The sequence below is a fragment of the Streptomyces virginiae genome, assembly GCF_000720455.1.
In the GTDB taxonomy this organism is placed as follows: Bacteria; Actinomycetota; Actinomycetes; order Streptomycetales; family Streptomycetaceae; genus Streptomyces; species Streptomyces virginiae.
This window is the reverse complement of sequence record NZ_JOAK01000029.1, coordinates 1-13,299: the sequence shown is the minus strand read 5'-3', so window position 1 is coordinate 13,299 and position 13,299 is coordinate 1. Positions and strand designations below refer to the sequence as shown.

At 69.8% G+C, this 13,299-nt stretch carries 12 protein-coding genes; 8 read left to right on the top strand and 4 right to left on the bottom strand.

Annotated elements, in window-relative coordinates:
- The first annotated feature begins 88 nt into the window (after positions 1-88).
- Both IG86_RS0131420 and IG86_RS0131415 read left to right on the top strand, forming a co-directional pair.
- The gene (locus tag IG86_RS0131420) at positions 89-424 is read left to right on the top strand and encodes a YnfA family protein (RefSeq protein WP_030831969.1); all 336 of its coding nucleotides are present in this window, start codon (positions 89-91) and stop codon (positions 422-424) included.
- Between the two features lie 62 nt (positions 425-486).
- Complete coding sequence (locus IG86_RS0131415; RefSeq protein WP_030831971.1) at positions 487-1,251, top strand: SDR family NAD(P)-dependent oxidoreductase; 765 nt, start codon at positions 487-489, stop codon at positions 1,249-1,251.
- Here the strand turns inward: IG86_RS0131415 and IG86_RS0131410 are convergent.
- Complete coding sequence (locus IG86_RS0131410; RefSeq protein WP_030901448.1) at positions 1,248-1,931, bottom strand: polysaccharide deacetylase family protein; 684 nt, start codon at positions 1,929-1,931, stop codon at positions 1,248-1,250. The genes IG86_RS0131415 and IG86_RS0131410 overlap by 4 nt on opposite strands.
- A gap of 159 nt (positions 1,932-2,090) precedes the next feature.
- Here IG86_RS0131410 and IG86_RS0131405 point away from each other — a divergent pair, with 159 nt between their 5' ends.
- Positions 2,091-2,675, top strand: coding sequence for a Uma2 family endonuclease (locus tag IG86_RS0131405; RefSeq protein WP_030831977.1), 585 nt, complete (start codon positions 2,091-2,093; stop codon positions 2,673-2,675).
- Positions 2,676-2,748: 73 nt separating this feature from the next.
- Here IG86_RS0131405 and IG86_RS0131400 read toward each other — a convergent pair whose 3' ends face one another.
- Positions 2,749-3,942 carry an RtcB family protein gene (locus IG86_RS0131400; RefSeq protein WP_030831980.1) on the bottom strand — a complete coding sequence of 398 codons (1,194 nt, stop codon included), beginning with the start codon at positions 3,940-3,942 and terminating at the stop codon, positions 2,749-2,751.
- 191 nt (positions 3,943-4,133) lie between these two features.
- Between IG86_RS0131400 and IG86_RS42595 the strand changes: the two genes are divergently transcribed.
- The 3 genes from IG86_RS42595 (at position 4,134) to IG86_RS0131385 (ending at position 7,400) form a co-directional block, all read left to right on the top strand.
- Entirely contained in the window at positions 4,134-5,054 is a 921-nt protein-coding gene (locus IG86_RS42595; RefSeq protein ID WP_030901445.1) for a hypothetical protein, read from the top strand.
- A 113-nt stretch (positions 5,055-5,167) separates the two neighbouring features.
- Positions 5,168-5,929, top strand: a complete 762-nt coding sequence (locus tag IG86_RS0131390) for a DUF3558 family protein (RefSeq protein ID WP_045937351.1) — start codon at positions 5,168-5,170, stop codon at positions 5,927-5,929.
- Positions 5,930-6,059: 130 nt separating this feature from the next.
- Entirely contained in the window at positions 6,060-7,400 is a 1,341-nt protein-coding gene (locus IG86_RS0131385) for a DUF2637 domain-containing protein (RefSeq protein ID WP_030831989.1), read from the top strand.
- Positions 7,401-7,499: 99 nt separating this feature from the next.
- Here IG86_RS0131385 and lysS read toward each other — a convergent pair whose 3' ends face one another.
- Entirely contained in the window at positions 7,500-9,239 is a 1,740-nt protein-coding gene (lysS, locus tag IG86_RS0131380) for a lysine--tRNA ligase (protein WP_030831991.1), read from the bottom strand.
- Positions 9,240-9,430: 191 nt separating this feature from the next.
- Here lysS and argS point away from each other — a divergent pair, with 191 nt between their 5' ends.
- Positions 9,431-11,209, top strand: a complete 1,779-nt coding sequence (gene argS / locus IG86_RS0131375; protein ID WP_030831994.1) for an arginine--tRNA ligase — start codon at positions 9,431-9,433, stop codon at positions 11,207-11,209.
- 215 nt (positions 11,210-11,424) lie between these two features.
- Positions 11,425-12,222 (top strand): VOC family protein, encoded by a 798-nt coding sequence (locus IG86_RS0131370; RefSeq protein ID WP_030831996.1) that lies wholly within the window; start codon positions 11,425-11,427, stop codon positions 12,220-12,222.
- Between the two features lie 240 nt (positions 12,223-12,462).
- On the opposite strand, the gene IG86_RS0131365 is transcribed toward IG86_RS0131370, so the two are convergent.
- Positions 12,463-12,657 (bottom strand): hypothetical protein, encoded by a 195-nt coding sequence (locus tag IG86_RS0131365; protein ID WP_030664060.1) that lies wholly within the window; start codon positions 12,655-12,657, stop codon positions 12,463-12,465.
- Positions 12,658-13,299 lie beyond the last annotated feature (642 nt).

The following is a 13,299-nucleotide window of genomic DNA, read 5'->3' as shown; positions in this document are numbered from 1 at the left end:
GAGGCTAGCCCGGACCACCCCCGGCCAGTCGGACCATCACACGAACGAGGGCGCGCCCGCCCCCATCCGCCCTACGTACCTTTGAGCCATGCCGATCGCCCGCTCCGTCGCCCTCTTCACCCTCGCCGCCCTCCTGGAGATCGGCGGCGCCTGGCTCGTCTGGCAAGGCGTACGCGAACACAAGGGCTGGGCCTGGATCGGCGCCGGCGTGATCGCCCTCGGCCTCTACGGCTTCGTCGCCACCCTGCAGCCCCAAGGCGACTTCGCCCGCGTCCTCGCCGCCTACGGCGGAGTCTTCGTCGCCGGCTCCCTCGCCTGGGGCGCCGTCGCCGACGGCTACCGCCCCGACCGCTGGGACATCGCCGGAGCCCTCGTCTGCCTCGCCGGAATGGCCGTGATCATGTACGCCCCGCGCGGCCGCTGACCCACCCGCCCGCGCCTATGCTGGCGGTTAATCGTCCGTACGAACGACCGAGGAGCACGCACATGAGCACGGCCGCCACCCGAACCGCCGTAGTCACCGGCGCGAGCAGCGGCATCGGCGCGGCCACCGCCCGCCGGCTCGCCACGGCCGGCTACCACGTCGTCCTCACCGCCCGCCGCAAGGACCGCATCGAGGCCCTCGCCGCCGAGCTCACCGAGGCCGGCCACTCCGCGACCGCCCACGCCCTCGACGTCACCGACCGCGCCGCCGTCGACGCCCTCGCCGCGTCCCTCGACCGCTGCGACGTCCTCGTCAACAACGCCGGCGGCGCCATCGGCGCCGAGCCCGTCGCCACCGGCGACCCCGCCGACTGGCGCACCATGTACGAGGTCAACGTCATCGGCACGCTCAACGTCACCCAGGCACTGCTCCCCGCCCTCACCGCCTCCGGCGACGGCACGGTCGTGGTCCTCTCCTCCACCGCCGGCCACGCCACGTACGAGGGCGGCGCCGGCTACGTCGCCGCCAAGAACGGCGCCCGCGTCCTCGCCGAGACCCTCCGCCTGGAGATCGTCGGCCAGCCCGTCCGCGTCATCGAGATCGCCCCCGGGATGGTCAAGACCGACGAGTTCGCCAAGACCCGCTTCCGCGGCGACGCCGAGAAGGCGGAGAAGGTCTACGCGGGCGTCGCCGAGCCCCTCACCGCCGACGACGTCGCCGACACCATCACCTGGGCGGTGACCCGCCCCAGCCACGTCAACATCGACCTCCTGGTGGTCCGCCCCCGCGCCCAGGCCTCCAACACCAAGGTCCACCGCGACCTCTAGGCCCCCTGGATCACCCCGGAGCCCTTCAGGTGCGGCATCAGGGCCGCCGGCTTCAGCCCGGCGGCCCTCGCCGCGTCCAGGGCCCGCTGCAGGTCGGCCGCCAGCGTCGGCGTGAAGTGCAGCAGCACGATGTCGCCCGCCTGCAGCCGCGGAGTGGGCGGCGGCGCGTCGCCCCAGGTGGTGAAGTCGTGCGTCCAGGTGATCAGCGCCTTCACCCCGCAGGCCTTCGCCGCGAGCCGCACCTCGTCGTCCACCGCCCCGTACGGCGGCCGCAGCAGCTTCGGCGTCCGCCCGAAGACCGCCCGGAGCCGCTCTCCCGCCCCGCACACCTCGGCGTCCTTGCCGGCGGCGTCGAGCGTCGTGAGGTCCGGATGGCCGAGGGTGTGGTTCTCCACGCTCGCCCGCCCCTCCTCCGTGAGCCGGGTGAAGTACGCGGCGTCGTACGAGGCCGCCCCCGGCAGCAGGAACAGCGAGACGGGCACCCGCCGCTCCAGCAGGATCCGGGCGGCTTCGGGATCGTGGTGCCACCCGTCGTCGACCGTGATGAAGACGACCTTCTCCGAGGTCGGCACCTGCGCAACGACGGGCGGCAACCCCACCCGGGCCTGCGCGGACCCGGCGGCCCCGAGAGCCAGCGACAACGACGCGAGCGCGGCGACAAGCACGCGAGATCTCCCCATGCCGCACACCTTGGTCTAGACCAACTTGGACGGTCAACCCTCATGCACGAGAAGACAGTTGAGGCCCGCTGCCCCCGAGGCCCGTATGGGTGAATGCGCGCGGTATGTCGGCGCGCGCGGCTACGATCCGAAAGCGTGAGCCCTCAAAGGGAGGAACCTATGGCCGTGATGCAGCACGAGACCACGATCGCCGAGGCCGCCGATCGACTCTCCAAGGAGCTTCCCGGACACCGAGTGGAGATTCTCCAGGGGAGGCTCACCGTGACACCACCCGCCGACGGAGCGCACTCGGAGACACTCACGTGGCTCATCGAGGAGTTCGCGGCAGCCGGAGCCAGAAAGGCCGGACTGAAGTACCTCCAGACCATCGGCATCACGCTGCCGACCGGGCCGGACGATTTCGCCATCCCCGACTTCGCCCTGGTCGAAGCGGACTACAAGCGCAACCGGGCGGCCTACAACTGCTACTCCCCCGACGCCTTCCGCCTGATCGTCGAGGTCACCTCCTCGAACTGGTCGGACGACATCGGCATCAAGGTCGAGAGCTACGCCAGGGCCGGCGTTCCCGTCTACGTCATCGCCGACCGCCACCACGACGAGGTCGTCCTCCACACAGACCCCCGCAACGGCGCCTACCGCCTCCGCAAGACCTTCAAGCGGGGCACCTCGGTCCCGCTCCCCGAGTCCCTCGGAGTCTCCGTGGAGCTGTCGGTGGACCTCCTCCTCGACGGCGACGAGGACTGAAACACGCGGAGGGGCCCGGACCGGTCTCCACCGGTCCGGGCCCCTCCACTCCCCCGAAAGCCGCGCCCGGGCCTCAGCCCTTGACGCAGATGACCTGCTTGAGCTTGGCCACGACCTGGACGAGGTCCGTCTGCTGGTCGATGACCTGCTCGATCGACTTGTACGCGCCCGGGATCTCGTCCACGACGCCCGAGTCCTTGCGGCACTCGACGCCCTTGGTCTGCTCCGCCAGGTCGCGCGCCGAGAACTTCTTCTTCGCCGCAGTCCGGCTCATCTTCCGGCCGGCACCGTGCGAGGCCGAGTTGAAGGACTTCTCGTTGCCGAGTCCCTTCACGATGTACGAGCCCGTGCCCATCGAGCCGGGGATGATCCCGTAGTCACCGCTGCCGGCGCGGATCGCGCCCTTGCGTGTGACCAGCAGGTCCATGCCGTCGTACCGCTCCTCCGCCACGTAGTTGTGGTGGCAGCTGATCTCGCGGTCGAAGGAGACCTTCGCCTTCCGGAACTCCTTGCGGACGACCTCCTTGAAGAGGCTCATCATCGCCGCACGGTTGAACTTCGCGTACTCCTGCGCCCAGAACAGGTCGTTGCGGTACGCCTCCATCTCGGGCGTGGCCGCAAGGAAGACCGCAAGGTCCCGGTCGACCAGGTTCTGGTTGTGCGCGAGGCCCCGGGCCACGCCGATGTGGTGCGCGGCGAGTTCGTTGCCGATGTTCCGGGAGCCGGAGTGCAGCATCAGCCAGACCGAACCTGACTCATCGAGACAGAACTCGATGAAGTGGTTCCCCGATCCGAGCGTTCCGATCTGCTTTGTGGCACGTTCCTGACGGAATTTGACCGCATCGGTGAGGTAGTCGAACCTCGTCCACAGATCCTCGTACCCCTCCACCGAGAAGCCGTACAGCCGCGACGGGTCCACCGCCTCCTTGTGGAGGCCCATCCCCACCGGGATCGCCTGCTCGATCTTCGAGCGGAGCTTGGAGAGGTCCCCCGGGAGGTCGTTCGCCGTCAGGGACGTCTTCACCGCCGACATGCCGCAGCCGATGTCCACGCCCACCGCCGCCGGGCAGACCGCGTCCTTCATGGCGATCACCGAGCCGACCGTGGCCCCCTTGCCGTAGTGGACGTCCGGCATGACGGCCAGGCCCTTGATCCACGGAAGCGTCGCGACGTTGTGGAGCTGCTGCATCGCACCGGCCTCGACCGACGCCGGGTCGGTCCACATCCGGATCGGGACCTGAGCCCCCGGTACCTCTACATACGACATAAGGAATCAATCCCCCGAAACCAACAGAAAGGTGAGAATGCGCAAAAGCCTCGCTCTTGATCCCAAAGACGACAGGGGACCGGCGCCAGCACCAGCGTGTGCGATAGACATTGTGTCCAGCCGCGCCCAAGTCGCGGCAACGCATTTTCCTGACCGTCGGGGGGCCCGCCGGTCGAAGGGAGCCAGTGGACGTGCAGCGCAAGGCGGTACGGCGAGTCCTGCCCGGCATCGCGATGCTCACCGCGCTCGCGGCCGGTGCGGCCGGCCTGACCGGGTGCACCGGCGGGAGCGACGGGGCGGGCACCAGCGACTCGAAGGCCGGCGGCGGCGCCGCCGCACCCGCCCAGCCGGGGAAGTACCGGAGCCTGCCCGCGCCCTGCAGGGCGGCCGCCGACAGCAAGAAGCTCAAGGCCATGCTCCCCGAGCCGGACGGCCTCACCCCCGAACAGCTCGACCAGATGTACGCGGGCACCGCCGACTCCTCCTACGACGGCGACCGGCACGTCGGCTGCCGCTGGAGCGCGCAGACCCCCGAGGAAACCCGGCTGCTGTCGGTCGGCTTCGAACGCGTCGTCTCCTACGACCGCGCCACCGCCAGCGACGACGACAAGGCCAAGCAGGTCTACGTACGCCTGCTCACGGACGCCCACCTGCCCTTCCCCGGCCCGGCCACGACCCCCGGCCCGGGCGCCGCGAACCCGGCCAACCCGGCCGGACCCGGCAACCCGGCCGGGCCCGCCGCCTCCACTCCCCCGCCCGCGAACCCCGCACCGCCCGCGAGCGGCGCGCCGTCGGCCGGGGCGCCGTCGGCCGGGGCGCCGGCCTCGGGAACGCCGGCCCCCGGCACGAGCCCGTCCCCGCAGCCCGAGCTCGGCTCGCGCGTCCTGGAGGGGCTCGGCACCGAGGCCTTCCTGGACGACAAGCTGAGCCCCGCCGGGGCCACGGCCGCGCAGTCGCGCACCGTGCGGATTGTGTTCCGCACCTCGAATGTCATCGTCAAGCTCGAGTACAGCGTGCAGCCGGCCCTGCCCGGCACGGTCCCGTCCAGTGCCGAAACACAGGACAGGGCACGGCAGTTGGCGCTGGCGCTCGCCGAGCGCTTCAACGAGTGAGCGGTGCGCGCCGCGCCCCGGCGTGACGGCGCGCACAGCAGTCCGCCACCCGATCGGGCTACCGTTGACCGGGTCCCGCGTCCGAAGAAGACCCCCAGAGCACTGAAGGAACCATGCACCGATCAGCCTCGCGCCTCACCCGCGTTCTCGCCTGCGCAGCCGTCCCGGTGATCCTCACCGTGGCCGGGTGTTCCTCCGACTCGGGCAAGGAATCGGCCGCGAAGGGCGACAAGAAGTCCGGTTCGTCCGCTTCTTCCAAGCCCGGCGAGAAGTCGAAGAAGCCGGAGCTGGAGAAGGCGGCGTTCGCCGCGCTCCCGGATCCCTGCAAGGCGCTCCAGACGGCGACGATAGACACGCTCGTACCGGAGGCGAAGGACAAGAACGGTACGGCGACCAAGTCGAACGACCTGGCCAGCCGTGCCAGCTGCTCCTGGAACGGTCTGGACGAGGACGGTCTGAAGGGCTCGCAGTACCGCTGGCTCTCGCTCTCCTTCTTCCGTACCGACTCGCACGCCTCGCTCGGCAACGCCAACAAGCGGGCCGAGGAGCAGTACGGCAAGCAGGTCGAGGCGGCGAAGGCCACCGAGGGCGCGCAGAACGTGAAGGCCGAGCCGGCCGAGGGCCTGGGCGACCAGGGCACGTCGGTGGTGTACTCGGTGAAGAAGGACGTCGACTTCTTCAACACGACGATCGTGGCGCGCACCCAGAACGTGGTGGTCACGCTCGACTACAACGGTGCTGCCTACGAGGGTGCCGGCGCTCCGGACCAGGCGAAGCTGCTGCAGGACGCGCTCACCGCGGCGAAGGAGGCCGTGGCCTCGGTCGCGACCGCCAACAAGCCGGCGGAGCAGCCGCAGTCTCCCCAGCCCCAGTAGCAGTGGTGGCGGGTCGGGTCGGGGCCTCCTGGAGCGCTGACATCCAGTCACCCGTACGCTGTGCCTGCCGCGGCTCCATAAAGGCGCGGTAAGCGCTCGGTTTGTGCTCGACAAGGGGAGGGGATCGCGGGTGGCCGCGATGCAGCTGACTCGTACGCACCGAATACTCATCGGTGTCGTGGTCGCCGGAGCCGTCGTCATCGCGGGCATCGGCTTCGCGGGCTCGTACGCCGCGGTGCGCGAGCTCGCGGAGAAGAAGGGCTTCGGCAGTTTCTCCCTGGTGTTCCCGATCGGCATCGATGCCGGCATCTGTGTCCTGCTGGCGCTGGACCTGCTGCTGACATGGCTGCGGATCCCCTTCCCGCTGTTGCGTCAGACGGCGTGGTTGCTGACGGCGGCGACGATCGCGTTCAACGGCGCGGCGTCGTGGCCGGATCCGCTCGGCGTCGGCATGCATGCCGTGATCCCGATCCTGTTCGTGGTGACGGTGGAGGCCGCCCGGCACGCGGTGGGCCGGATCGCGGACATCACCGCGGACCGGCACATGGAGGGCGTGCGCATCACGCGGTGGCTGTTGTCGCCGTTGCCGACGTTCAAGCTGTGGCGGCGGATGAAGCTGTGGGAGCTGCGCTCCTACGAGCAGGCGATCGGCATGGAGCAGGACCGGCTGATCTACCAGGCGCGGCTGCAGGCGCGGTACGGGCGTTTCTGGCGGCAGAAGGCGCCGGTGGAGGCGTTGATGCCGCTGAAGCTGGCGCGGATCGGTGTGCCGCTCTCGCAGACGGCGCCGGACGCGCTGGCGTCGACGGGGATCGACCCGGCGGTGTTGCCGCCGCTGGAGCAGCAGCTCGCGGGTACGGTTCCGGCGCTGGAGACGTCGGCGGCGGGCATGCCGCAGCCGGACGGGAGCCAGACCCCGGAACAGGCCCTGGAACAGGCGCAGGCCCAGGCGCAGGCTTTGGCCCAGCAGGCGGTGCCCGGGGCGGTCGCCCATGTCGCGCCGGCGTTCGCGGTGGATCCGACGGCGATGCCGGCGGCCCACAACAGTGCCTGGTTCGCCGGTCCGAAGGCGCCGCAGGCCGTGTACGAGGGTGGCTACAACCCGCAGTACGTGGAGGGGCTGGAGCCGACCCCGGTGCTGCCCCCGATGGGCCCGGACGAGCAGCAGGCGCAGCAGGCGCAGCAGCTGCCGATCCCGGAGCCGCGGCACGAGGCGGCGCCGGACGCGTACTCGCCGCAGCAGGTGCCGGAGCCGGAGTCGCCGGACGAGGTCGAGTTCGCGCAGATCGCGTACAAGGTGTTCTGTGCGCTGGTCGAGGAGACGCAGGACTACCCGACCGCCGAAGCCCTCGACATAACGCTGGCGGACCGCTTTGGCGTGACGCACCCGCGCAGCGGTTCGCTGCTGCGTCGGATGATCCCGTCGTTCAGGCAGCAGCACCACACCGACCGGGAGGCCGAGCCGGCGTAGCCGTGCAGGCTGGTCCCGGTATGCGGAAGGGCCCGCACCCCGAGGGGTGCGGGCCCTTCCGTGTGTCCGGTCCGCGTGTCCGCCCGTGGTGGCGGGGTGTCAGACGGCGAGCAGCTTGCGCACGCGGTCCGCGCCGACGGCGAGGAGCAGCGTGGGCAGTCGCGGTCCGGTCTCGCGGGTGACGAGGAGCCGGTAGAGCAGCGCGAAGAAGGTGCGCTGGGCGACCTTGAGCTCGGGGGTGGGCTTGGCGTCGGGTTCCAGTCCGGCCATGACCTTCGGGACGCCGTAGACGAGGGTGGTGAGTCCGTCGAGCGACCAGTGGGAGTCGAGGCCTTCCAGGAGCAGGCGCAGGGACTCGCGGCCCTCGTCGTCCAGGGAGGACAGGAGCTCGGTGTCGGCGTCCTCGCGTACGAGGGTGCGCTGGTCGGCCGGGACCTGGGTGGTGATCCAGTTCTCGGCGCGGTCCAGGCGCGGCCGGACCTCGTCGAGGGTGGTGAGGGGCTGCGACGGGTCGAGGTCGGCCAGGATGCGCAGGGTCTGCTCGTCGTGGCCCGCGGTGATGTCGACGACCGAGGCGAGGGTGCGGTACGGGAGGGGGCGGGGGGTGCGGGGCAGCTCGTGCGAGGCGACCCGGACGGCGCGGCTGTGGGCGGCGGCGTCGGCGGGCAGCACGGAGCCGTCCGCCACCTTGCTCTCCAGCTTGTCCCACTCGTCGTAGAGGCGCTGGATCTCCTGGTCGAAGGCGATCTTGAAGGACTGGTTGGGCCGGCGGCGGGCGTAGAGCCAGCGCAGGAGCTGCGGCTCCATGATCTTCAGGGCGTCGCCGGGGGTGAAGACCCCGCCCTTGCTGGAGGACATCTTGGCCATGCCGCTGATGCCGACGAAGGCGTACATCGGGCCGATGGGCTGCTCGCCGCCGAAGATGTGGACGATCTGGCCGCCGACCTGGAAGGAGGAGCCGGGCGAGGAGTGGTCGACGCCGGAGGGCTCGAAGATCACGCCCTCGTAGGCCCAGCGCATGGGCCAGTCGACCTTCCAGACGAGCTTGCCGCGGTTGAACTCGCTGAGCTTGACCGTCTCGGTGAACTCGTCCTCGGTGCAGACGTAGGTCATCTCGGTGGTCTCGTCGTCGTACGAGGTGACCTTGGTGAAGTCCTTGCCGCACTGGCCGCAGTACGGCTTGTACGGGAAGTAGCCGCCCTCGCCGGCGCTGCCGTCGTCCTCGGCGGCGGCGCCGGAGCCCTCGGCGGCTTCCAGCTCGGCTTCGTCGACCTGCTTCTGCTGGGGCTTCTTGCCGCCCGGCTTGACCTTGGTGCGGTACTGGGCGAGGACTGCGTCGATGTCGCCGCGGTGCTTCATCGCGTGCAGGATCTGCTCGCGGTAGACACCGGTGGTGTACTGCTCGGTCTGGCTGATCGGGTCGTATTCGACGCCGAGCTCGGCCAGCGACTCGGCCATGGCGGCCTTGAAGTGCTCGGCCCAGTTCGGGTAGGCGGAGCCCTCGGGGGCGGGGACGGCGGTCAGCGGGCGCCCGATGTGCTGGGCGTGCGATTCCTCGGTGACGCCGGGGATGCCCTTGGGGACCTTGCGGAAACGGTCGTAGTCGTCCCACGAGATGAGGTGGCGGACCTCGTGACCGCGGCGGCGGATCTCGTCGGCGACCAGGTGCGGGGTCATGACCTCGCGGAGGTTGCCCAGGTGGACCGGGCCGGAGGGGGAGAGGCCGGACGCGACGACGAGGGTTTTGCCCGGGGCTCGGCGCTCCGCCTCGGCGATGACCTCGTCCGCGAAACGGGAGACCCAGTCGGTCTCGGTGCTGCTCTGCGCGCTCTGAGCCACGACACGTCCTTCTATCTCGAATGCTGGCTTCGGCCATTCTCCCAGACGGAAGCGGCCACTCCGGGGTTGCTTCCGCCCAGTGATATCCCGCGAAACGGATGGCGCCCGCGTGGGATACTCGGCACTTGTCGGAAGACCCAAGTACGCACCGCGTACGACCCACGTACGAAACCTCACAGGAACGGCAGCTCATGGCCTCGGTCCCTTCGCTCGCTTCGTCCGTCAACCAGCGCGTCGCCGACGCCCTCGCCTCCGCCCTGCCGGAGGCCGGTGGCGCCGACCCGCTGCTGCGACGAAGTGACCGGGCCGACTTCCAGGCCAACGGCATCCTGGCACTCGCGAAGAAGGCGAAGGCCAACCCGCGCGAGCTGGCCACGACCGTGGTCGAGGGCATCCCGACCGGTGAGCTGATCCAGGAGATCGAGGTCTCGGGCCCCGGCTTCCTGAACATCACGGTCGCCGACCGGGCGATCATCTCGACGCTTGCCGCCCGCGCGGCGGACGACCGGCTCGGCGTGCCGCTGAACGCGTCCGCCGGCACGACGGTGATCGACTACGCGCAGCCGAACGTCGCCAAGGAGATGCACGTCGGGCACCTGCGGTCCGCCGTGATCGGTGCGGCGATGGTGGAGATCCTGGAGTTCACCGGCGAGAAGGTGGTCCGGCGCCACCACATCGGCGACTGGGGCACCCAGTTCGGCATGCTCATCCAGTACCTGCTGGAGCACCCGCACGAGCTGGACCACAAGTCCGGCGACGGCGACGAGCAGGCTTCCGGTGAGGAGGCCATGTCGAACCTCAACCGCCTGTACAAGGCTTCTCGCGCCCTCTTCGACTCCGACGAGGAGTTCAAGACGCGGGCCCGGGCGCGTGTGGTGGACCTGCAGGCGGGCGAGCCGGAGACGCTGGCGCTGTGGCAGCGGTTCGTGGACGAGTCGAAGATCTACTTCTACTCGGTCTTCAACAAGCTGGACATGGACATCCAGGACCCGGACGTGGTCGGCGAGTCCGGCTACAACGACATGCTGGTCGAGACGTGCAAGCTGCTGGAGGAGTCGGGCGTCGCGGTCCGCTCCAACGGCGCGCTGTGCGTGTTCTTCGAGGACGTCAAGGGCCCGGACGGCAACCCGACCCCGCTGATCGTGCAGAAGTCGGACGGCGGTTTCGGCTACGCGGCGACCGACCTGTCGGCGATCCGTGACCGCGTGACCAACCTCGGGGCGACCGAGCTGATCTACGTGGTGGACGCGCGGCAGTCGCTGCACTTCAAGATGGTCTTCGAGACGGCGCGCCGGGCGGGCTGGCTGAACGACGACGTCAAGGCCGTGCAGCTGGCCTTCGGCACGGTCCTCGGCAAGGACGGCAAGCCGTTCAAGACCCGTGAGGGCGAGACGGTCCGGCTGGTGGACCTGCTCGACGAGGCCGTGGAGCGGGCGACGGCCGTGGTCCGGGAGAAGGCCGAGAAGGTCGGTCTGACGGAGGCGGAGATCGTCGAGAACGGCCAGTACGTCGGCATCGGCGCGGTGAAGTACGCCGACCTGTCGACGTCGGCCGCGCGGGACTACAAGTTCGACCTGGACCAGATGGTCTCGCTGAACGGCGACACGTCCGTGTACCTGCAGTACGCGTACGCCCGGATCAAGTCGATCCTGCGCCGGGCCGGCGACCGCAAGCCGGTCGCCCACCCGGAGCTGGAGCTGGCCCCGGCCGAGCGCGCGCTGGGCCTGCACCTGGACGGCTTCGGCGAGCTGATCGCCGAGGCGGCCGCGGAGCACGCCCCGCACAAGGTGGCGGCGTACCTCTACCAGCTGTCGTCGCTGTTCACGACGTTCTACGACCAGTGCCCGGTCGTGAAGCCGGACCCGGGCCAGGTCGTGGGCGAGAACCGGCTCTTCCTGGCCGACCTGACGGCGCGCACCCTCGCGAAGGGCATGTCGCTCCTGGGCATCCGCACCCCCGAGAAGCTCTGACCGACCTGACGGCGCTGTCCCCCTGGCCTTCGGCCAGGGGGACAGCGCCGTTTCGGCCGAGGTGCGCCGTGCGGGCCGTCCCGTGATCTCGGCGACGGCCGGCGAAGTCGGCGCCCTGGTGCAGGTCACCCGAATGGGTCGATTCGGGGTGTGCGGGGCGGGTAGGGGACGGCGCGTCCTTCCCCCATCCACCAGCGGAGGCATCCGTGCCCGACATGAACGGCCCCTACAAGCCCGGCACCCCGTGCTGGATCGACCTGATGGTCCCCGACCAGCAGGCGGCCCTGGACTTCTACTGCGACCTGTTCGGCTGGCAGGGCGAGGTCGGCCCGGCCGAGCAGGGCGGCTACTCCGTCTGCCTCCTCAAGGGCAAGCCCGTCGCCGGCATCATGAAGGCTTCGAACCCGGACGGCACCGTGCCCGACCCGATGCCGCCTACCGCGTGGACCACGTACCTGGCCACCGACTCCCTCGACTCCACCCTCAAGTCGGTCACCGACGCGGGCGGCTCGGTGATGATGGGCGCGATGGACGTCATGGACCTCGGCCGGATGGCCGTGATCACCGACCCGACCGGCGCCGCCGTCGGCCTGTGGCAGGCCGGCACCTTCGACGGCGCGGGCATCGTCAACGAGCACGGCGCCCTGATCTGGAACGAGCTGAGCACCGGCGACGTCCCCGCCGCGGCCGCGTTCTACACCGCCATCCTCCCCGTCACCACGGCCAAGTCCCAGATGCCCGACGCCGGGGAGTACACCGAGTTCAAGGTCGGCGACCGGGCCGTCGGCGGGATGATGGACCTCGCCAAGCTGCCGGCCGGGGTGCCGCCGCACTGGATGCCGTACTTCCACGTCGACGACGTCGACGAGATCCAGGCCGCCACCGTACGCGCCGGAGGCAGCGTCATGGCCCCGGCCTTCGACATGGTGGCGGGCCGCATGGCCGTCCTCGCCGACCCCCAGGGCGGCGCCTTCTCGGTGATCACGGCGACCGCCCCGGAACAGCCCGCCTGACCCGGCCCCCCTCCCTTCCGCCTGCTGCCGCACCATCCGCGACAGCAGCCGGAAGGAACCCGGACGCGAATACCCCCGACTGATTTCGGCAGTCGGGGGTATTCGCTCAAGCACGGGCCGAGCGACGTTCTCCGCCGGAACGCGAGGCGTTTTCCACACCGCCCCCGACATTGATCAAAACGGCAACCAAATCCGCCCGGACCAATGGCGGCGAGAATTTCACGCCCTCACCCGGTCGAATCAGATGGACTCACTGGGATTGGCCGGCAGGTAGAAGTTCCAGCTCCCCTGACCGTGGTGCTGCCCGTCCGGGGAGTTGCCCGAGGGACAGGCCCCGTTGTCGGGGCGGCCGTTCCACCACAGGGAGTAACAGTGGTTACAGAAGCGCCAGTTGTCCTGGAAGGTCGTCACGTCGTTGGGGAGGGGGATGGCCATGGGAGCCTTCTTTCTGTAGTGAAGACGGCATGAACCCCTGCGCGATCAGCCCGATACGGCGAGCCTGCACATGGGGTCGCAATCCGAGCAAGGGAATACTACTCACCGAACACCACAAACCCGGAAACACTCATTGCCGTGTCGGCGAACTTCCCGCGAATCATGCGCTACCATTCACGGAGAAACGAATCTCTTGAGCCTGGAATTCATTTCCGGTTACGAATTACATGAAAGCGCATTCCAAGAAATCGACATCGACATCCGATCAGAAACTCCCACCGGACGACTCCCCGGGCAGCGGGGAGGGGCGGGAACCGCCCGGTCGGCGCCGAAAAGAGGAGGGGGCCGGGGAAGGCGGAAGCCACCCGGGCGGGACCGGAAGGAGGAGGGGGCCGGGAGGGCGGGATCCACTCGGGCGGGATCAGAGAGGATTTGGGGGTTTCCCGTCAGTCCCATCGTCTCTCCGCGTCGGACCGGCCCCTCAAGGGCGCTCCTTCGTCGCGTCGCTACGCGATGTCGCTGCGCTCCACCCTTGACCGCCCACCCCGCCACGGAAATCCGAAAGACTGCCGGGAAGCCCCCAAAGGAACGGGCCGGTCCCAGATTTCAGGGACAGGGCGTCGGAGATGCGCGGCGGCGGTC

Excerpts from the sequence above, each read along its gene's own strand:
- IG86_RS0131420 (WP_030831969.1), top strand. The coding sequence starts at position 89 with ATGCCGATCGCCCGCTCCGTCGCCCTCTTCACCCTCGCCGCCCTCCTG.
- IG86_RS0131415 (WP_030831971.1), top strand. The coding sequence starts at position 487 with ATGAGCACGGCCGCCACCCGAACCGCCGTAGTCACCGGCGCGAGCAGC.
- IG86_RS0131410 (WP_030901448.1), bottom strand. The coding sequence starts at position 1,931 with ATGGGGAGATCTCGCGTGCTTGTCGCCGCGCTCGCGTCGTTGTCGCTG.
- IG86_RS0131405 (WP_030831977.1), top strand. The coding sequence starts at position 2,091 with ATGGCCGTGATGCAGCACGAGACCACGATCGCCGAGGCCGCCGATCGA.
- IG86_RS0131400 (WP_030831980.1), bottom strand. The coding sequence starts at position 3,942 with ATGTCGTATGTAGAGGTACCGGGGGCTCAGGTCCCGATCCGGATGTGG.
- IG86_RS0131390 (WP_045937351.1), top strand. The coding sequence starts at position 5,168 with ATGCACCGATCAGCCTCGCGCCTCACCCGCGTTCTCGCCTGCGCAGCC.
- argS (WP_030831994.1), top strand. The coding sequence starts at position 9,431 with ATGGCCTCGGTCCCTTCGCTCGCTTCGTCCGTCAACCAGCGCGTCGCC.
- IG86_RS0131370 (WP_030831996.1), top strand. The coding sequence starts at position 11,425 with ATGAACGGCCCCTACAAGCCCGGCACCCCGTGCTGGATCGACCTGATG.
- IG86_RS0131365 (WP_030664060.1), bottom strand. The coding sequence starts at position 12,657 with ATGGCCATCCCCCTCCCCAACGACGTGACGACCTTCCAGGACAACTGG.